The organism is Treponema primitia ZAS-2, from assembly GCF_000214375.1.
Lineage (GTDB): Bacteria > Spirochaetota > Spirochaetia > Treponematales > Breznakiellaceae > Termitinema > Termitinema primitia.
Genome location: NC_015578.1, coordinates 3,202,749 through 3,221,266 on the forward strand (window position 1 = coordinate 3,202,749; position 18,518 = coordinate 3,221,266).

18 protein-coding genes are annotated in these 18,518 nt (G+C 52.9%); 4 read left to right on the forward strand and 14 right to left on the reverse strand.

Translation table 11 applies throughout. The features are described from left to right. Positions 1–48 precede the first annotated feature (48 nt). Positions 49–606, forward strand: coding sequence for a pyruvate kinase alpha/beta domain-containing protein (locus TREPR_RS13845; RefSeq protein ID WP_015708957.1), 558 nt, complete (start codon positions 49–51; stop codon positions 604–606). 251 nt (positions 607–857) lie between these two features. Here the strand turns inward: TREPR_RS13845 and TREPR_RS18510 are convergent, their stop codons facing one another. From TREPR_RS18510 to TREPR_RS13865, 5 genes are all read right to left on the reverse strand, one after another. After that, the gene (locus tag TREPR_RS18510) at positions 858–1,115 is read right to left on the reverse strand and encodes a hypothetical protein (RefSeq protein WP_015708958.1); all 258 of its coding nucleotides are present in this window, start codon (positions 1,113–1,115) and stop codon (positions 858–860) included. Beyond that, positions 1,088–1,306: a hypothetical protein gene (locus tag TREPR_RS13850; protein WP_015708959.1), complete on the reverse strand. Its 219-nt coding sequence runs from the start codon at positions 1,304–1,306 to the stop codon at positions 1,088–1,090. The genes TREPR_RS18510 and TREPR_RS13850 overlap by 28 nt, the downstream gene beginning before the upstream one ends. Positions 1,307–1,821: 515 nt before the next feature. Next, the gene (locus tag TREPR_RS13855; RefSeq protein ID WP_041611213.1) at positions 1,822–2,223 is read right to left on the reverse strand and encodes a PIN domain-containing protein; all 402 of its coding nucleotides are present in this window, start codon (positions 2,221–2,223) and stop codon (positions 1,822–1,824) included. Then, positions 2,220–2,492, reverse strand: a complete 273-nt coding sequence (locus TREPR_RS13860) for a hypothetical protein (protein WP_015708961.1) — start codon at positions 2,490–2,492, stop codon at positions 2,220–2,222. The genes TREPR_RS13855 and TREPR_RS13860 overlap by 4 nt, the downstream gene beginning before the upstream one ends. A gap of 57 nt (positions 2,493–2,549) precedes the next feature. Then, the gene (locus TREPR_RS13865) at positions 2,550–3,668 is read right to left on the reverse strand and encodes an aldo/keto reductase (protein ID WP_015708962.1); all 1,119 of its coding nucleotides are present in this window, start codon (positions 3,666–3,668) and stop codon (positions 2,550–2,552) included. A 200-nt stretch (positions 3,669–3,868) separates the two neighbouring features. On the opposite strand from TREPR_RS13865, the gene TREPR_RS13870 reads away from it, so the two are divergent. Both TREPR_RS13870 and TREPR_RS13875 read left to right on the forward strand, forming a co-directional pair. Then, a complete protein-coding gene (locus TREPR_RS13870; RefSeq protein WP_015708963.1) occupies positions 3,869–4,915 on the forward strand; it encodes a threonine aldolase family protein in 1,047 nt (348 codons plus the stop codon). Continuing rightward, on the forward strand, positions 4,912–6,069 hold the full coding sequence (locus TREPR_RS13875) for a M24 family metallopeptidase (protein ID WP_015708964.1): 1,158 nt from the start codon (positions 4,912–4,914) through the stop codon (positions 6,067–6,069). The genes TREPR_RS13870 and TREPR_RS13875 overlap by 4 nt, the downstream gene beginning before the upstream one ends. 12 nt (positions 6,070–6,081) lie before the next feature. On the opposite strand, the gene TREPR_RS13880 is transcribed toward TREPR_RS13875, so the two are convergent. From TREPR_RS13880 to TREPR_RS13900, 5 genes are read right to left on the reverse strand one after another with little or no spacing between them, the layout of a single operon-like run. After that, positions 6,082–6,531 carry a hypothetical protein gene (locus TREPR_RS13880; protein WP_015708965.1) on the reverse strand — a complete coding sequence of 150 codons (450 nt, stop codon included), beginning with the start codon at positions 6,529–6,531 and terminating at the stop codon, positions 6,082–6,084. A 45-nt stretch (positions 6,532–6,576) separates the two neighbouring features. Continuing rightward, positions 6,577–7,494 (reverse strand): MBL fold metallo-hydrolase, encoded by a 918-nt coding sequence (locus tag TREPR_RS13885; RefSeq protein ID WP_041611214.1) that lies wholly within the window; start codon positions 7,492–7,494, stop codon positions 6,577–6,579. A gap of 10 nt (positions 7,495–7,504) precedes the next feature. Continuing rightward, positions 7,505–8,362, reverse strand: coding sequence for an HDOD domain-containing protein (locus tag TREPR_RS13890; RefSeq protein WP_015708967.1), 858 nt, complete (start codon positions 8,360–8,362; stop codon positions 7,505–7,507). After that, entirely contained in the window at positions 8,355–9,920 is a 1,566-nt protein-coding gene (locus TREPR_RS13895) for a tetratricopeptide repeat protein (RefSeq protein WP_015708968.1), read from the reverse strand. The genes TREPR_RS13890 and TREPR_RS13895 overlap by 8 nt, the downstream gene beginning before the upstream one ends. Beyond that, on the reverse strand, positions 9,917–11,593 hold the full coding sequence (locus tag TREPR_RS13900; RefSeq protein WP_148257318.1) for a LamG-like jellyroll fold domain-containing protein: 1,677 nt from the start codon (positions 11,591–11,593) through the stop codon (positions 9,917–9,919). Before TREPR_RS13900 ends, TREPR_RS13895 begins: the two co-directional genes overlap by 4 nt. 109 nt (positions 11,594–11,702) lie before the next feature. On the opposite strand from TREPR_RS13900, the gene uvrC reads away from it, so the two are divergent. Continuing rightward, on the forward strand, positions 11,703–13,748 hold the full coding sequence (gene uvrC, locus TREPR_RS13905; RefSeq protein WP_015708970.1) for an excinuclease ABC subunit UvrC: 2,046 nt from the start codon (positions 11,703–11,705) through the stop codon (positions 13,746–13,748). A 685-nt stretch (positions 13,749–14,433) separates the two neighbouring features. On the opposite strand, the gene csx2 is transcribed toward uvrC, so the two are convergent. The 4 genes from csx2 to csm3 are packed head-to-tail and all read right to left on the reverse strand — an operon-like array spanning position 14,434 to position 18,501. Then, positions 14,434–15,765 carry a TIGR02221 family CRISPR-associated protein gene (gene csx2 / locus TREPR_RS13915; RefSeq protein ID WP_015708973.1) on the reverse strand — a complete coding sequence of 444 codons (1,332 nt, stop codon included), beginning with the start codon at positions 15,763–15,765 and terminating at the stop codon, positions 14,434–14,436. Then, the gene (locus TREPR_RS13920; RefSeq protein WP_015708974.1) at positions 15,762–16,922 is read right to left on the reverse strand and encodes an RAMP superfamily CRISPR-associated protein; all 1,161 of its coding nucleotides are present in this window, start codon (positions 16,920–16,922) and stop codon (positions 15,762–15,764) included. The genes csx2 and TREPR_RS13920 overlap by 4 nt, the downstream gene beginning before the upstream one ends. A gap of 16 nt (positions 16,923–16,938) precedes the next feature. Further along, the gene (csm4, locus tag TREPR_RS13925; RefSeq protein ID WP_015708975.1) at positions 16,939–17,817 is read right to left on the reverse strand and encodes a type III-A CRISPR-associated RAMP protein Csm4; all 879 of its coding nucleotides are present in this window, start codon (positions 17,815–17,817) and stop codon (positions 16,939–16,941) included. 9 nt (positions 17,818–17,826) lie between these two features. Beyond that, the gene (csm3, locus tag TREPR_RS13930; RefSeq protein ID WP_015708976.1) at positions 17,827–18,501 is read right to left on the reverse strand and encodes a type III-A CRISPR-associated RAMP protein Csm3; all 675 of its coding nucleotides are present in this window, start codon (positions 18,499–18,501) and stop codon (positions 17,827–17,829) included. Positions 18,502–18,518 lie beyond the last annotated feature (17 nt).

Here is an 18,518-nt window from a genome sequence, read left to right on the forward strand (position 1 = left end):
GGAGAAAAGTACTTGCGATCTTTGAATTGATGAGCATAGGAGGTTCGTATGTATTTCGATTCGACAGGCCCGGCCAATACCGGAGAAACGGTGGCCATTGCGGTGCGGGAAGCGAAGGAACGGAAGGTGTCCCACATCATTATTGCGTCCAACACGGGAAAAACGGCGGAGGCTTTGGCTGCGGAAGCCCGCAAAGCGGGATATGACGGCCGGATAATCTGCGTCAGCCATGTCAACGGCTTTAGAGAAAACGGGGTCAACGAGCTTTCCGACGAAAACCGGCAACGGCTTGTGGAACAGGGTGTGCAAGTGTACACCGGAAGCCATGTCTTAAGCGGGGCGGAGCGGGCCATAAGCCGCACCTTCCACGGCGCCTACCCGGTGGAGATCATCGCCCACAGCCTGCGTATGCTGGGCTCCGGGGTAAAGGTGGCGGTGGAGATTTCCGTGATGGCCCTGGACGGCGGGCTTATCCCCCACGGGAAACCGGTCATTGGCATTGGCGGAACCGGCGGCGGCGCCGACACCGCAGCGCTGCTGACCCCCGGCCATGCCAGCGCCATCTTTGAAACCAGGATACACGAAATTCTCTGCAAGCCCCGTTAGTAAAATAAAGTATGACCCACTTCGGACATAAAAGGTGACCGGCACCATGGACAATGCCTTATAACTTTTTGTATCATTTTAAAATTATTTTGTTCACTAGCGCCAAAGGCGCCGCCGAAACCGCATTGGCGGCGCTCCATGGCAGGGGTGTGGGGGCCGCTGTTCAATGCGGCTATTCTGTAAAAAAATAGTAGTAGTGTAACGCCCCCCGCCATACCATTGCCTTAACACGGATGTTTGGACGAGTTTTTTTATTTATTATATTCTTCTATTTTATGCCTGTTAAATAAATTAACACCATTAAATAAACTTTTATATTCTGATGGTAATATTATAAATAAGCTAATTAGTTCACTTACCAAGCCGCCTAGCGCAACTCCTATAACCATTGGATTGCCAATATCAAGTGGTTTTTCATCTCGAACAAACGGAATGATTGCTTCCCCAATATCGCCGAAGGGCCTTTTTTCCCCTTCCCGCTCTATTTCCCAGCGTCCGCAGAAAAACACTTTTCCCCCCGGTCGAGTTCCTCAAAGTCGATGTCCAGCGGCGATTTAGTATCAAAAGACGAATTGGTTAAAAGCGAAATGTCCGCAGGGAGTGCATCCAAAATGGCCCACTTAACTTCGATACCGTGAACACCCTGGGGCTTGCCATGATTGGGGTTTAATGCCGTATCCAAAGCGATCTCGTAGGGCATCAGAAGCGGCCCCAGCGAGACTTGCGGGCTTGGGATGTTCCATACAGCTGTAATAGCTCAGGGCAACGGCTATGCTATATGATATATGGGCGTAATAGAAGTTTTTTGCCCAGACCAGAAACGCCTCATCTTTGATAGGAATGTAATCTGCCATGTTTTACGCCTCCTTTTGCGGGTAAAATAGGGTATATGATTTGGAATTCAGACTGAATTCCAAAAAAGCCACGGCACGCTTCAAAAAATGCGGTTTGGCGATTGGGAATATGACTTGGATTACTTGTAATCCAGCTTGGATTGCAAGTAATCTGCGCGGCATTTTGTATACGGTAAGTCACCTTTCAGCGCAAACAGGCCATTTACCAAAGAAGACGCTATATATTGTATGTATGCTAAATTGCCTGCGCTATATACGGGGGATGGCGGCTCCGGAAGCTGCCGGCAACGCTGGGCCACCGCCCGTTTCCAAGCGATTCATACTCATATTCGTAAACCGATACACTCAGGCTTCCAAATGGCTATTGAACCCAGTCTTCCAGGGGCAAATCGGGGATATGATCAAAATGCCTGGTGTTGTGGGTCACCAGTGTATACCCATGCTGGAGACAGAACCCGGCTTGCAAGAGGTCCGATTCCGCCATGGTCTGCCCGCTTCTCCGGCATTGGACGTAGAGTTTGGCAGTCCGTACCCAATCGGCCTTCATCATGTCGCCTCGCGCAAGCCGGACGCACAGCGATTCAAAATGGGGCAGCTTGTTTTTCGAGTTAACGGCGTATAGGCCGCGGATAATTTCATAATACGTAATAGGGGGAATGACGACCGTATTTTCGCGATCAAATTCCCGTTCCAGCTTTTTTTCCAGGTTGTAGCGGTTGTTGAGCCAGTAAGAGATGCTATTGCTGTCCAAGGCGTAGGTCACGAGAAGTCTATGTCCCGAAAGGTGAGGCCCTGAGCAAGCACTTTGTCAAACTCCTCGCCCAGTTCCTCGCCTTCCACCGCTTGGATGGCGTCAAAGGCTTCCCGAAAGAGCTTTCTTTGCCGCTCAGATTCCGAAACAGCGGACTGCGCTTCCTGCGGAGGCATGGGGAAATCTAGAATAGTTACGATGACAGGCTGGCCATCGGGGATGGCAATATCATTTTCACTATAAAAAGTCTTGTCCTTAAAATATCCTTTAACAGCCAGCATATTCCGTCCCTCCTGTAACCAGTATACGGTTTTTTCGCCTTCCGTACAAGTTTCTTTTTACGCTTCCAGTTCCCGGGCAATGGTCTTCATGTTTTCGACAATCCCGATGTGCTGGGGACAGACCTGCTCACAGTTTCCGCAGGCAACGCAGTCCGACGCTTTGCCCCGCGCCGTGGTTGCCAGGCCATAGCGGCCCTTGGCGCTTCCTAAATCGTTGTGAGTCATCTTGCGATTATAGGCCGCAAAAACATTGGGAATGGGTATATTCTGCGGGCAGCCCTCTACACAATATTCACAGGCCGTACAGGGAATATGGGGAATTGCATCCAGCGCAGCACGGACCTTGTCAATAACGGCGTGTTCCGCCTGGTTAAGGGGCTTGAACTTTTCCATAAAGGATACGTTGTCCCGTACCTGATCTATGGTGGACATGCCGCTCAGCACCGTAACAATGTTGTCCAGGGAGGCTGCAAAACGGATAGCCCATGATGCGGGGGAAACATCCGGGTTAGCATCGGTAAATATTTTTTGCACGTTTTCCATGAGCTTCGCCAGCATACCGCCTTTAACCGGTTCCATGACGATCACAGGTTTATGGTGCTTCAGGGCCACTTCATAGCATTTCCGGGATTGAATGGTGGGGCTCTCCCAGTCGTCGTAATTCAGTTGAAATTGGACAAACTCCGCCTCCGGGTGTTCGGTCAAAACCTTGTCCAGCGCGTCCGCCTTGTCATGAATTGAAAAGCCGATATGCTTCACCAGGCCTTTTTCTTTAAGTTCACGGACATAATCCCACATCTTGAAATCATCGAAACGTTGGGTGCGGCTGTCTCCCAGATTGTGAAGCAGATAGAAATCGATATAACCTGCGCCGGTACGCTTCAATGAAGTGTGTATCATATCCCTGGCCTCTTCTGCGGTTTTGACAGTCCAGACGGGGCATTTAGTGGCAATTTGAAAACTTTCACGGGGATACCGGTCAACAATGGCAGCCTTCATTGCCTCTTCTGATTTGCCGCCGCCATAGCCCCAGGAGGAATCAAAATAACTGAAACCCTTTGCCATAAACAGATCGACCATTTCCTTTGTCTGTTCAATGTCAATTTCATCCCCAATCATGGGAAGCCGCATAAACCCAAACCCGAGTTTCGGAATGTCTTCACCTAAATATCCCATACATGCCCTCCAAAATATGAAAGTTATACCATGTTAGCGGCATTGTCAATGTAAAACATAAGCACAGAGCACACGGACAAAGAGGGGGCAAAAATATCGTTTTCCATCAGCCATGCCTTGGATTTGTAACAAGCCCCTGGTATACTATCAGGAGCTTGTTACCGGAGGCCACTTCAAACGATGTATATTGAGACTGCTCCATGATAGATATTCGCAGTGATACCGTAACCGGCCCCACAGAGGCCATGCGCAAGGCCATGGCAAATGCCGAAGTTGGAGACGATGTGTATGGGGACGATCCCACGGTCAACCGGCTGGAAAAGATGGGGGCGGAAATCCTCGACAAAGAGGCTTCCCTTTTTGTGCCTTCCGGGACTTTTGGAAACCAGCTGGCCCTCTTTACCTGGTGCCCCCGGGGAACCGAGGTGATCCTGGGGGAGGAATGCCACATCATCCAGCATGAGGCAGGGGCGGCTTCGGTGATCGCCGGGGTGCAGACCCGGCCCATTAGTGCCCCGGACGGGGTGTTGCGGCCGGCGGCTCTTCTGGAACGGCTGCGGAAGGCGGAGCTTCACTACCCGGCTACTTCCCTGATCTGCCTGGAAAACGCCCACTCCCTGGGCAGGGCGGTTCCTGTGGAAGCCATGGACGAGGTCCGCGACCTGGCGGGCCAGTGGGGGCTTCCCGTCCACCTGGACGGCGCCCGGCTCTTTAATGCCGCAGCCGCCCTGAAGAGAGAAGCCCGGGAAATCGCCGCCCGGGCCGACTCGGTCATGTTCTGCCTTTCCAAGGGGCTTTGTGCGCCTGTGGGATCCCTGCTGGCGGGAAAGCGGGAATTTGTGGAAGCTGCCCGGTTCAAGCGGAAGATCATGGGAGGTGGGATGCGCCAGGCGGGCATATTGGCGGCCGCAGGGATCATTGCCCTGGAAGATCAGGCGGGCCGACTGCGGGAGGATCATGGGCGAGCACGGTTCCTGGAAAAGGAACTGGCGGCCATACCGGGCATTACTCTGAGCCCCGGGGATATCAACATGGTGTACTTTTCCTTTCCACCGGCAGAGGATCCAAAAATTGCCGGGGGGATCACCGAATTTTTTCTCAAACAGAACATACGGATCAACGGGCCGGAGCGCGGGATTTTTCGCTTTGTCACCCACCACTGGATCGGAGATGCAGAAATCAAAACAATCCTGGAGGCTTCCCAGGAAGCCTTCGGGGAACAATTTTCCAAAAAGGCGGCCCCATGAGAGCCAACAGGATTCCTATCAAACAAGAGGAGGGCGAAGCTTCACCCTTTGAACTACGCCGGCAGAAAATCTACGACTGGATGGCCCGGGAAGGGATATCCATGGTCATGTTCGAAGATTTTGAAGGCCGGCGGGACCCTTCAATACGCTGGCTAAGCGGCCAACCTTCCGACGCACTGCTCTTCCTTTGGGCAGGCGGGAAGTCCCTGCTGGTTCCTTGGGACGCCAATATGGCCGCCCTCTATGCCCAGACCGACGCAGTGATTCCCTACGCGGAATTTGAGCGCCAGGCTGTTAAGGCCCTGCGGGCAGCGGCGCTGTTTTTTAAAGTCCCCCCGGGGAGTCGTATTGAAATTTCTCCATCCACCTCCTATACAAGTTTTCTCAAATACCTTGAAGAAGCGGATGACTACGATATACTTTGCCGTATCGACTGCGCCCACAGTGAAACTGAGCAGCTGCGAGCCGTCAAGGATGAGGCGGAACAGCAAATCTACCGGAAAGCCGCAGAGATTACCAATGAGATAACGGATCTGCTGGAAAAAAATGTACGCGCCGGAACCCTCGGCTCGGAAAGCGATGTGGCCCTGTTCATCGAAGGGGAAAGCCGCAAGCGGGGCTGCGAAGGAACGGGGTTTGAAACCCTGGCCGCCGGTGCGGAACGGAGCTTTGGCATTCACGCCTTCCCCGCCTATACAGCCGAACCCTTTGCCGGGCCGGGGCTCTCCATCCTGGACTACGGCCTCAAGTACATGGGCTACACCACCGATGTGACCCTCACTTTTGTCCGGGACCCTTCACCGGCCCAGGAGAAAATGCTCACCCTTACAGAAAAGGCCTACGCCAAATCCCTATCCCTGCTGAAGGACGGGGTTTCCGCCCGGGAAATCGCCCTTGCGGCGGACGCTGTTTTCAGCAAAGCACGGAAGTCCATGCCCCACTCCCTAGGCCACGGCATAGGCCTGGAAGCCCATGAGGCGCCGGCCTTGAGCAGCCGTACTGACAATTCCTGGCTGCTCAGAGCGGGGATGATCTTTACCCTGGAACCGGGCCTCTACGACCCGCGCCATGGCGGCTGCCGCCTAGAAAACGATATACTCCTCACCCCCGAGGGGGCGGAAGTACTCACCAATTCCAGGATTGTACGTTTGTAAAATTGAATAGAATTACTGCGTTTTTTCTATATCATGCAGTTTTTCTGCGACTGTCGCAGCTTTTGTATCCGCTTCTGCCAGAAACTCTATCTCCGTGCCATCGCTATCCAGGTAGCGGAGCACAAACCGGGGCGCCCTGGCGAATACTATCCGTTTGAGCAAAGATTGTTCCCGGCGCAGCTCTGCTGACAGGATACGATCCCGGGGGACAAAGAGGGTCTTTTCCGTGGGAGGGGCGCCCCCGGAAGATGTCCGGGCAATCACCTGAATCCATCCCTCGTGGGGAAAATGGTGGAACCTGAACCCATGGCCGGTCGCAATCAGAAGCCCCCAGAGCGGGGGCTCACAGTCGGCCCAGCCGGAAATACACTGCCCCAAGGAAAAGGCTAACACCTTTTCTCCTAACTTAGCCTCATATTCCTTCCAGAATTCCGCCGGATCCGTGTTTTTCTTAGTCGCCATGTTATCCAGTATATACCTTTTATCTCTCAGACGGAACCACGTGCCTCAAGCCTGAATGGTCAACCCTTCCCTGGCCATAATAAGTTCCAACCCGGTACCTGCCCCAAGCTGCGCCCGGTATTTGGCTTCAAGAGCCGTCAACTGCTGGTCCGTACGGCGGGGATCGTGGTGAAATAAAATCAGCTTTTTAACCTTTGCCTTCAGGGCGGTGGCGATAGCATATTCGTAAGTGCAATGCCCCCAGCCTCTCTTATCCGCCTCATATTCAGCGGCAGTGTATTGGCAGTCGTGGATCAGCACATCGGCGTTCCTGTAAAACTGGACCAGCTTCTCGTTTTCCTCCAGGGCGGCCAGCTCCCCTTCCCGGGCGGCATCCTCGTTAAACCCGGGATCCCCGGTATCCGTGGGGAAGAGGTTATGGAAAGGTTCGGTGTCGTAGGCAGTGACAATGGACTTGCCCTGGTATTCAACCCGGTAGCCCAGACAGAGCACCGGATGGTTCAGGTACTTTGTGGTCACCCCAAGGCCGCCCCCCATATCCAGGGTTGTTTCCTTGATCTGATCGTACTCAATATGAACCGCAAGATCCTTCAATCTGATCGGCCAGTAAGGGTAAGAAAGCTGCGCACCCAGAACAGACTCAAGGGTTTCATTTCCATAGGAAACCGGCCCCCGGATACGCAGTTTTGTTGCGGGATGAAAAAGAGGGGAAAACATGGGGAAGCCCATGATATGATCCCAGTGGGTATGGGTAATAAAAATATCCGCATCAATGGGCCCCTGGCTCTGATAGTTGTCCATGAGCCAGTCCCCCAAAAGCCGCACCCCGGATCCCAAATCTACGATCACCAACCGTTTATCCGCACGGATCTCCAGGCAGGATGTATTTCCCCCAAACTCAACCGTGGACGGTCCCGGACAGGGGATGGAACCCCTATCACCCCAAATACAAACACTCAGCATTGCTGCCCCTTTACAGGTTAAGAAAAACCTGGGCCTTGGTAATTTCCTCATCTACGATGGGTTTAATCTCGTCAAATATTTCCCAGCTAAGGCCCAAGGTTTCCCCGATTACCCCGTCCGCCTTTCCCGGATGCCGGTCACCGGAAAACCCGGTCTCTGTAAGCGCCGCAAAACGGTTGGCGGCAATAACCGTGTAGAGTAGATCCCGGTATTCCCCTGCATAGTCGGTATAAAAATGGTGAAAAATAACCACGTCCCCGATGGGTCCCTCAAGGCGCCAGGCCTTTACCACAAGCTCCCCCACCTCGCAGTGGTTGATGCCCAGGGTTTCGGTCTCCGCCTGAACCAGGGATATCCGCCCCGTATCTGCGGCTTTGACAGTAAGCAAATAGTCCTTGGAAAGCACCGCGTTCAGGGGTATCTTCCCGATATCGTGGAGGAGCCCGGCGGTAAAGTACTCTTCCAGCAGTTTGGGATCGATACTCCGTTTTCTGGCGATAACCTTCGCCGCCACCCCCACGCAAAGGGAATGCCGCCAAAACCCTTCGGTGTTGAGGCCCTGAAATTCCCTGAGGTTCATGTTCCCAATAATAGCAGAGGAAAGGGCCAGGTTCTTCACCGTATTGATCCCCAGCATGGTTATCGCCCGGACCAGGTTAGTCACCTGCTGGCTCAGCCCATAGTAAGCGGAATTGATCAGCTTCAACACCCGGCCTACCAACACTGGGTCCAGGGAAATCACATGGTTCAGATCCGCCGGGCTGGTCTGGGGGTTATTACAAATTTCCAGCACCTTAGACACAGTTATGGACAAGCTGGGCATGGTTCTTATATAATTCTCAACCTGTCTATACAGCGCCTCATCCATTTGGGTTTTCCAGGGTATCAATAATGAATTTCAATTCCATGTGAGCATCACTGTGCATAAATTCATTCAACGCCGATTCCGGTAGGGATTCTGTCAGGACCATCAGGTACCGCATCAGTCCCAGCAGATCCGGCTCCGGGGAACCCGCAAACGACAGGGATACTGCGGCAGTCTCATTTTCTTCGACTGGTTCTACTTCTTCGATTGGTTCAATTTCTGCGACAGCTTCCGTTTCTGCGACAATCTCCGCCCCTGCGGCAGCTTCCACTTCTTCGACTGGTTCAATTTCTGCGACAGCTTCCACTTCTGCGGCAGTCTCCGTTTCTGCGACAATCTCCGCCTCTGCGACAGCTTCCACTTCTTCGACAGCTTCAATTTCTGCGATAGTCTCCGCCTCTACGGCAGGTTCCACTTCTATGACAAGTTCCGCTTCTGCGGCAGCTTCCACCTCTTCGACAGTTTCAGTTTCTGCGACTGGTTCTACTTCTGCAACAGCTTCAATTTCCGCGGCTGGAGGTGACGGTTCAACCGGGACAGTCTTGCTAACAGGCTCAGCGGAACCCGCCTTAGCGGCGGGCGATTTGGAGGCCGACGCCTTGGCAGCTTTACCGGACCCGCGTTTTCCCGGCGCCGGTTTAGGAGGCGCCGGAGTGGCGGGGATCAGATCCAGGCAATACCGGGACTCGGGATCTTCCAGCATGAATTTGGTATAGGTGTCCCCGGTTTCCGCCGCAGGGTCCAGGGTCGTTATTTTTTCAAAGATGTTCTTTGCTTCCTCATCATTGCCCTGGATCCCCTGGACCGAACCTGCGATCCGCATGGCCTGGATGTTTTCGGGATCTTTCTCCAGAACCGCACTGGCCTGATCCATGGCGTCATCGTAGCGTTCCAGTTTTTGATAGAGCCCTGCCAGGCGGGTCCGGACATCCCAGTCAGTGGGAGCCATATCCGCCAGCCGCTCCAGTTCTTCCAGGGCGCCGGGGAAATTTCCCGTGTCTTCCAATGCCCGGGCCAGGTTCAGGGCGGCTTTGATGTACCGGGAATCCTTTTCCAAGGCGGCCCGGTATTTCTTAATGGCTTCCTTGTGCCGGCCCTGATCCGCCAGAACCACACCCTTATTGTTCAGGGCTTCCGCATTGTCAGGATCGACCTTCAAAACCCGGGAAAAAGTCCGGTTGGCAGAGTTATACACTTCCTGTTTAAATTGCACGATGCCCAGGGCATTCAGGGCATCAATCCACTCCGGGTTATTGCGAATTGCCGACCTATAATGGCTTGGGGCCCGTTGGGGCTGTCCCCTGGCTTCCAGGGCTATGCCATAATTAAGGTGAAGGGTCGGGCTGTTCCGGTCCAGGGTTAAGCCCTTACGGAAGGCTGCCAGGGATTTTTTCCACTCCCTGAGCTTGCCATAGGCTATCCCCCGGAGATTATGGGCGGCAATAAATTCCGGGTCCGTTTCCAGGGCCGTATTCAGGGTTTCCGTAGCTTCCTTATACCGGCCATCCCGGATAAACATCCGGGCCCGCTTTGTTAAATCCTGTACATCCTGCGTGCTCATTCAACCATCCTTAAGGGGCGGGCGGAAACTTCCCGGGAGAACATTCCCGCATTAGCGGTGCTGTTCCGATCATAAGCCGCCACAGTAAAATAGTAAAGTGTACCGTTTTTAAGGCCTTCAATACGGAAAGAAGTCCGTTTCCCCACATTTATTGGGGATACTCCCAATATAGCGCTTTCACCAAAATATTCCCCATGTGCAGTACCAAAATATACCAAATATCCGCTTAAATCCTGATCCGGGCTGGCTTTCCAGGAAAGTTCCACCGCCCCATCGTCTGCTATGGCCGTTACCAGGGAAGGAGGCAGGGGTGGATCATCCCGCTGGTAGAGGATGCGGATTTCATCCAGATAGGGCGCTGCTTCCCCGTCCCCTGAAGGGTAGAAAGCCGCTGCCAGTTGTATGTACCGGCCCCGCATATTCTCCGAAAATTCCAAACCCGGCTCAAAGGGTATCCAGCCGGTATCCGCGGCTGCCCATTGGTAGGGGCTATCCGCCGCCCGGATAAAGAACTGCACCATAGAGTCGTTAGCAAATCTGAAACGCCCCGAACCAGCATACTCATTCTGCATGATGGCCGCAGCCCTGGGGTTCTTTCCGCCAGGGGAAAAGTTCCCCCCCAGGGTTTCTATTTTCAGGACCCTGCTGTTCCGTTCCCCTAAATCCAGGGGCCGGGTCTCGATCCGCCCACCCTGGAGGGAATATTTGGACAGTTGGGGCGCCTCATTGTACCGGCCGTAAAGCCGGAATTCGTCCATGAGCCCTGCAAAACGCTTGCCCAGCACCAGGGTTCCCCCGTCGCCGGACACAGGGCAGAACAGTTCTCCCCCTTCCCGGCCGGAGCTTGTGGCATAGACCACCCCTTCCAGGCGGCCGTCCACCAGGTACTCCAGGAGCCCGGTATCTGAATCAAAGCGTATAAGGTGATGGCTCCAGACCCGGGGCAGCACCGGGGATCCGCTCAAACTCAGAGTCATCTGCCGGCTATCGTCGGGGGATGAGAAAAAATCCAAAAAGGTCCAGCTCAACCGGTTCTTCGCAGCGCCGCAGAGGATGCGCTGAAAGGTTTTAGCCCCCTGGGCAGTCTGTCGGGTGGAAGTCCAGGAGATAATCTGCTCCCCGTTTTCCATATTAAGGGGATAAAGCCAGAATTCAATGCTGAAATCCCTGAAATGCCGGCCCGAAGAGAGCAGGGCGTTCTGTCCACGGGGGGTGATAACCAGGGGCCCCTCGCTGAGATCGCTGAACCCCCGGGAAGCCCCGGTACTATCCCGAGCGAAGGGCAGGGATTGATCCTGAGCGCCCAAGGGAGAATCGCCGGAAAAAAGAGCCGCCCCGGTTCCGGCCCGGGACCAGCGGTAGTTCACCGCGCTCAAGGCTGCCGAAACAGAAACCTGATAATGCCCGGTCAGGTCGGTAAAGGATTCCGGACGGTCCTCATCAAAGGACAGGGCCATATCCAGGTAGGGATCATTCCCAGGCCGGACCGAGGACAGGGTTAGCACCGGATTGGGCCGTATGGCCGAAACTTCGGCTATCCCTGAACGGTTCACTACCGCGTTCCAGCTGGAACCAGCCCCCAAAATCAGGGTACTCTCCCCAACACCGTAGAGGCCCGCCGTAATTTGCAAAAAAATACCCGTAATAAGGGTTAAAACTGTTGCTTTTCTCATAAATTCCCCTTTAAATATCGGTATATAGAAAGGATCATGAAAGGATTTTCGGGGAATTTTGCGGATTCCCCGGAACCGGAGGACTTCAAGCAAGTTGGGGAGAAATTTGATGCCATCCGCTGCCAATACGGTATTCGACACCCTCAAAGCCGCTGCCCATGACGCCCCCCAGGAGCCGGGGGTATATATCATGCGGGATGAGGAGAGCCGGATCATCTATGTGGGCAAAGCCCGGGTACTCAGGAATCGGCTGAGCTCCTACTTTTCCGGCGCCAAGGACATCAAGACCCATACCCTCATACACAACGCCCGGAGCATAGAAACCATCATCGTGGCCAACGAGTACGAAGCCCTACTCCTGGAAAACACCCTGATCAAGCAGCACAGCCCCCGGTACAACATCAACCTCAAGGACGGCAAAACCTACCCGGTAATCCGGGTAAGCGCCGATCCCTTTCCCCGGGTATTCCGCACCCGGCACATCATCGAAGACGGCTCCCGGTACTACGGCCCCTTCCCCAATGTCCAGGCAGTGGACACCATGCTGGAACTGGTAGACAAGCTCTTCCCCCTGCGCAAATGCCGTTCCCTGAAAAAGCGCAAAGCCCCCTGCATGTACTTCCACATAGGCCGCTGCGCCGCCCCCTGCTGCGGCAAAATCACCGAAGGCGACTATCACCTCCACGTAGACCGGGTACAAAAACTACTGGCCGGCGAAACCGGTTCCCTGATAATCGACCTCACGGAACAAATGCACGGAGCGGCAAAACAGCTCTTCTTTGAACGGGCCGCCCAGATACGCAACACCATTGATGCCATCGGCAACCTTTCCGAAGGCCCCACGGTAGTGGACTTCGACCCCGAAGGCCGGGACTACATAGCCTGGGCAAGCGAAAGCCTGCTCACCACCTGGTCGGTTTTTTCCATGAGAGGAGGCAAGATGACCGGCCGGGAACTCTTCCGCACCCGATCTGCCGCTGACGAAACAGAGTCTCTGGAAACCTTCCTGGCCAGCTATTACAGCCCGGACCGCCCCCCGCCCTCCCGCATCTTTATTCGTGGCGAGGGAGTTAATGCCCCGCCCCTTGAACAAACGGCATCAGCCCCGGAACAGGCAGCCCCCTCGGAACCAGCTACGGCCCAGTCTGTGACTTTCAACGAAGTTTCCCGCACACTATTACTGTCGTGGTTCAGAGAACAGTTCGGCTGCGAACCGGAACTGCTGTTCCCCGAAGAAAAGCGCCACCAGGCGGTACTCGCCATGGCCCGGCAAAACGCCCTGGAGGACCTGCGGCAGCAGCTCAAAGAACGGGGTGCCGGCCCGGCCCTGGACGAACTCAGGCAAGCCCTGAATCTCCGCTCCCGGCCCGAACGTATCGAAGGCTTTGACATAGCCCAGCTGGACGGCAAACATCCTGTGGCGTCACTCATTTCGTTTAAAAACGGCATCCCGGACAAGAAAAACTACCGCTACTTCAAACTCCGTTCAGTAGTAGGGGTGGTGGACGATTTTGCCGCCATGCGTGAAGCGGTACACCGCCGCTATTCCCGGCTCATTAAGGAAGGGACCGAACTGCCGGACCTGATCCTCATAGACGGCGGCATAGGCCAGGTAAACGCCGCCAAGGGGGTCCTGAAAGAGCTCGGCGCCGATCCGGACCTGGTAGGCCTTGCCAAGCGGGACGAAGAACTCTGGCTCCCCGCGGCCCGTGAACCCATACGCCTCTCCAAACGCTCAGAAGCACTAAAACTGCTGCAACATGTCCGTGACGAAACCCACCGCTTTGCCACGGGCCTGAACCAAAAGCTCCGCTCCAAAGACCTCCTCTTCCCCACCCTGGAATCCGTAGAAGGCATAGGCCCCAAACGGGCCGCAGCAATCATGAAGGCCTACGGCAATCTCCCCGCCATAGCCGCCGCCGACCCCGCGGACCTGGCGGAAACCTGCGGCCTCAGCGAAGCCGCCGCCCGGGCCGTCCACGCAGCAGCACTGCTCGCCCTGCAGGACCAGGCCGCCGCCAAGGCCCGGCTGACCAAGGGCGTGCACAGCCGATCCCGCGCCGCCACAGCAGCCGGGCAAGCGGCCTACCCTGCGGATGAGGCTATATCGTTCCTCGCTGCGGAAGCGGCGGAGGATGAGTTTGGCGGGGAATGAAGAAATTCCTAATTTGGATTTGCCAAAGGAGTCAGGCGGGCCATGTCGCCTGTGTTTTTTCCTACAATTTATTGATAACCAACTATTGACACAACCGAAATTATTTTGTATCACAAAAAAATGAATTACCATTTTAAACTGCATAAAGAGACCATAGGGTATTGGGCGGAGCGCTGTGAATTAAAAGGCTGTAATACCGAAGGAGATTCAATGGAAGAAATAAAAAAAGCATGCAAAGAAGCCCTGGATGTTTATCTTTATGAACCGGATAATTCTGAAAGAATAATCCCATTACCCAATGATACTTTGGATGGAGGAAAAGCATAATAAGGGTAGCCGTGGACCCTCAGAGGGCATTTGTAATATTACTAAAAAATTATAGACTAAATTCACATATAACACAAAAACAGGTTGCAGAAATGCTTGGCATGAAAAATATTTATAACTATCAAGGATTAGAAAAAGAATCAAATCCATCTTTTAAAATAATAAATCAACAACCTCGCCCTAAAGGGACGAGGTATGTTGTTCTCATAAGGTATTTGTATTCGGGGTTTAATACCTTTTTCAAGCGCCCTAAAGGGCGGGGTATTAAACCCCTCAACACGAATAAAATATATACTGTATTTCCGGAAATCAAATTAGAATACCTATTTTTGTAATCCCGGATTATCACCCCATAACATCAGGGCACCTGGCCCTCAACAACACTGTCCTTTGGCCTGACATTGTCAAAGAATATCTGAACAGCCTCTTTGGACTTTTTCAGCGCATCCCGTATTTCCTGGGCCGTAAAAGACAGCCCTTTGGATGCTTTTGATCCCCATCGCTTTTTATAGCCCCCATGGGCAATAGCATTCCGAATGCTTTCAATATCCCTCAGGGGATGTACCACATTCAGGGCTTCCCTCTTTTGCTGGTAGTTTTTCTGATAATTTGGACCATCAATATCATGCCACGCTGAGTAGTCGCCTATATCATCGGGAGACCCAAAGGCTTCTATCGTCCTGGTTTCAAGGGCTACCTGCAGGGTAATTATTGCCTGAATAAAAAGCCCATGCTGCTCAAGCAAAGCTGAAAAGGACCGCAGAACTTCGCTTGTCTTCAGGGAGCGGTTTCCTTTGGCAGGAGATATTTTTTCAACAATTTCTGACTGCACAATTTTCCTGATTTCCAGAACCCATTCCGGTTCGGTTCCCTTAAGCGGCCTACCAAGATCGCGGTTTGCGTCCTTGAGCCACTTTGGAATATCAAGCGCCAGATTACACTCAACGATGGTACTGAACCGTGAAATTAACTCTTCACCCTGGGGCCATTCATCGTGGAGCAATTGGGCAAGGCGTTTCCCGTCCAGGCGCCGGGCAAACAGGTTTTTCGCCTCAGTTATCTGCGAAAGCTGCCAGTATTGGGACAAATCGCGGGCAGGGGACAGCCCATTGTTTCTGATTTCACCATAAATTAATTCCACGTTACGCGGCGGCAGACCTGTAAGGCCGAATTGAAGGGCCTGATATACCAGGATCGGCAAAGACCTGAAACTGTGGGTGATATCAAGCAGTATATCTGTTTCAGGGGCAAGCTCGGAGACCAGAGTATTGTAAATTGGGAAAATTTCCGGGATAGTTTCTGCATCAATGACCGGGGTGTGGACTTTAATCGCCACAGGAAGGCAAAGCTTCTTCGACAGCGCTTCTTCCAGCAGCGCGGCCGATTCATCCGAAATACCAGCGGATTCGCATTCATCAATGATTTTGGACCAGAGACTGCCGTAATCCGGGGAGCTGCTGTCGGAACGGATATCCGCAAGCAGGACATCCCAACTTGAAGTTCTTGTTCCCAGGAGAATAACTTTTTTTATGGATCTATAACCAGATTTAAGAAGCGCCTCAAGAAATATATTGGTAGTATATGTGGTCCCATTGGGGAATTGATAAGAAGCTTCCGAATACCCTTCTTTACCCCCGTCTTTTTTAAATGCCCCGGTCCCGACAAAAGAAATCAAAGTGTAGTGCTTCATACATTTTCCTTCGCCGTTATTGAACACCATCCCATGGGTACATATTGGCCGTTATAATCAAAAACAGTCCTGGTACCACCTGAACCCTTTGTATTATAGGGTATTCTGAATTCCTCTTCAAAGGTTACAAATTCTACCTGGCTCCACCGGCCAACGCGGATTATAAATTGATTTTTGCCCTGAACCGCCTCTTCCAGGTCCTGCTTTAGCTTAACAATAAGATCGGTCCCTTCGATGCTTTCACTGTAAAAATGTTCGTATTCTTTTTTAAATTCCCGCAGATAAAAATAATTGCATGCTTCCATTAAATCCTGCATAGATATGGGCGTTATATTTGCAGGGCTTCCCCTTCTCTGGGCAGATTCGGGAAATTGAACGTCCTGCAAATCCGCATCAATGCTGATGGCCGTTTCGGCACTATAGACGCCGCCCAGAAATTTTCCCCGGATTACTTCCGCCTGGATCTGCAATTTTTCAAGTCCGTCCAGTGTTTGGTGATGCCTGTTGTACCTGATGTTTTTTAAAACCCCCACAAGCTGGGTATCCTTTGCCTGAAAAGCGCAGTCCTCCAGGCTGATACAGCGGAAGGGATCGCTCTTTTCATCGCTGTAACGGAGCAGCTTTTTTTGCAGCGCCGCATCTTTTTTCTCATGGGGCAAAGCGTTATACTCATTATCCTCCAGAGAAGCAAGGCGAAAATTCAATATACCTGTGCGGATTGAACCTTTAATAGAACTGCCGGGGATCACAGGCTTCTTCGATCCCCCGGGATGGTACATCTGATGAACCTCTGCGGCGTTCTCACCAGGATCATTCTGCAAATTGCGGCTATACTGGCGCTTAAATTCTTCTGTAATATCACAGAGATAATCAATATCTTCAACCGTGCAGTTTTCGTGAAAGAAATGCCGCAGCTCACCCATATTACCATCCACACTTGCCCGTTCAAAGTCCGTTAAATTTGCCCCCCCGGCTATGAGCCGCCTAAGGATATGGTCGCTGGAAAATTTCCAATACATATCCTTGACCACCTTTGCGTTTGCGGCCCCGGATGAGGATTTAACCAGCTTATAATCCAGGGGGTTTAGTTTTTCTCCCGTGCCGATATGAACACCGGTAAGGGGAGTAACAACCAGGGAATATGTTTTTTTTGCCATGCCTACTCCTCTCAATTCAAGCGATCGGGATTACAGGGGTAAACGCCGATTGACAGATACGGGGATCCATGTGCACATTCGGCAGTATTTTGCCCACATACCCCAGGCGCTTTTCCGAAGTGAATACGGCACCTGCATCGTACAGCAAAACTGTTTTCTTGTATGGCACCACGATGGAAGCAAAATCACCGCCCAGCCTGCCGCTGCGGATAAAAATATCCCCCCGCAGATCCGTAATAATAGTGTTGCTTTCCTTTACAAATGGCCCAAGGGCCATATACACAGACCCTGTTTTCCTGGCCTCCACCGGCTCAGGGCTGTTTTTTACCAGAATTTTCCCCTTCCCGGTGGAGGCATCGGCGCCGTACCCGTTTTCAAAAGCCCATTCGCATAATTCCTGCACCCTTTCTGCAGGGTCTGATGACAGCACATATATATCCCAGTCTGCCGTCCCAGCCCATTCCTCCTGCACCATGTAAAGCCCGCCTTCAAGGACGGCATTGGAGCTGCGGTCAATGGTATTGTGCAGCACCGGCACGGCTTTAAAGGATCCCGCCTCATCGCCGGACATTTCAGCAACACCGGATACATAATCTGCCGCAGCCAGGTATTTTAACTTTTTGTTCAATTTTATCTTTGCGTATTCTTCTGCACTCAAGCCGCTTTTTGTACGCTCCTGAGGTTCAGGAATGGGGCGGCACAGCATTCCTGTAGGGAAGGCGCTGGAAACCACCAGGGAGGGATCGCCTGATTTCTCCCGGGAAAGGAATTCCCCGATCCCTTCATCGCCCTCGTGGTTTGCTATTCCCCAGGCAATATGCCCCCAGATAGTATCGCCCTTGAGGGGGGTTGCCAGGGGAGAGCAAAGCCGCAGTGTTATCCGGTATAGCGTCATAATCCCTGCCTAAAGTTTTATTTCCTTATTACTTTCATCTTTCAAATCTTTAAAGCCAATGCGGCCGTTTCCCCGGGTACCGCCGCCGCCAAGATAATCATTTTGAAGCAGCCGCAAACCCTCCAGCACCACCAGATCAAAGTATTCGCCGTCAGTCTTGCCGCCATCCCCGGTATCCAGTATCCGGTAGATCATTTCAAAACTGAATTCCACCCCCGGGACAACCCGCTCAATGGGCCGGGGATTAGCCTCCGCAGTAATCCTGTTCAGGGAATTTTCCGATTTTTCTTCCACCAGGGTTTTGCCTTCTTTAAACTGCCTGGACCAGTCCTCGGTCAGCGCCGCGTCACGGACAATCAGCCGCGAAGGCCCCCGTTTCTTTGCGCTTTCCGATGTTTTAGCCGTATTTCCGGCGCCAAAGACCCGGCAAATTTTGCAGTCCGGTTCCCCGCAGGAACATACCCTGCCAGCATTCTTTTCCACCAGATCAAATTTCCATTCCAGAAGGCTGCGCATTTTTCCCTTTAGGGACGAACCGGGGATGTAGGGTTCCCGGTTCAGGGGATTCCTGATAATAGGGTTATCCATCCCGCCTATTTCCACCTTGTCAGTACCTGCGCCGACATGCAGCCCGGTCTTAACAACGATCGTACCTGTTATCTTTTTATTCCCAATTTGTTTCATGGCCATCCTCCTTGTTC

Excerpts from the sequence above, each read along its gene's own strand:
- TREPR_RS13845 (WP_015708957.1), top strand. The coding sequence starts at position 49 with ATGTATTTCGATTCGACAGGCCCGGCCAATACCGGAGAAACGGTGGCC.
- TREPR_RS13850 (WP_015708959.1), bottom strand. The coding sequence starts at position 1,306 with ATGCCCTACGAGATCGCTTTGGATACGGCATTAAACCCCAATCATGGC.
- TREPR_RS13860 (WP_015708961.1), bottom strand. The coding sequence starts at position 2,492 with ATGCTGGCTGTTAAAGGATATTTTAAGGACAAGACTTTTTATAGTGAA.
- TREPR_RS13865 (WP_015708962.1), bottom strand. The coding sequence starts at position 3,668 with ATGGGATATTTAGGTGAAGACATTCCGAAACTCGGGTTTGGGTTTATG.
- TREPR_RS13870 (WP_015708963.1), top strand. The coding sequence starts at position 3,869 with ATGATAGATATTCGCAGTGATACCGTAACCGGCCCCACAGAGGCCATG.
- TREPR_RS13875 (WP_015708964.1), top strand. The coding sequence starts at position 4,912 with ATGAGAGCCAACAGGATTCCTATCAAACAAGAGGAGGGCGAAGCTTCA.
- TREPR_RS13880 (WP_015708965.1), bottom strand. The coding sequence starts at position 6,531 with ATGGCGACTAAGAAAAACACGGATCCGGCGGAATTCTGGAAGGAATAT.
- TREPR_RS13885 (WP_041611214.1), bottom strand. The coding sequence starts at position 7,494 with ATGCTGAGTGTTTGTATTTGGGGTGATAGGGGTTCCATCCCCTGTCCG.
- TREPR_RS13890 (WP_015708967.1), bottom strand. The coding sequence starts at position 8,362 with ATGGATGAGGCGCTGTATAGACAGGTTGAGAATTATATAAGAACCATG.
- TREPR_RS13895 (WP_015708968.1), bottom strand. The coding sequence starts at position 9,920 with ATGAGCACGCAGGATGTACAGGATTTAACAAAGCGGGCCCGGATGTTT.
- TREPR_RS13900 (WP_148257318.1), bottom strand. The coding sequence starts at position 11,593 with ATGAGAAAAGCAACAGTTTTAACCCTTATTACGGGTATTTTTTTGCAA.
- uvrC (WP_015708970.1), top strand. The coding sequence starts at position 11,703 with ATGCCATCCGCTGCCAATACGGTATTCGACACCCTCAAAGCCGCTGCC.
- csx2 (WP_015708973.1), bottom strand. The coding sequence starts at position 15,765 with ATGAAGCACTACACTTTGATTTCTTTTGTCGGGACCGGGGCATTTAAA.
- TREPR_RS13920 (WP_015708974.1), bottom strand. The coding sequence starts at position 16,922 with ATGGCAAAAAAAACATATTCCCTGGTTGTTACTCCCCTTACCGGTGTT.
- csm4 (WP_015708975.1), bottom strand. The coding sequence starts at position 17,817 with ATGACGCTATACCGGATAACACTGCGGCTTTGCTCTCCCCTGGCAACC.
- csm3 (WP_015708976.1), bottom strand. The coding sequence starts at position 18,501 with ATGAAACAAATTGGGAATAAAAAGATAACAGGTACGATCGTTGTTAAG.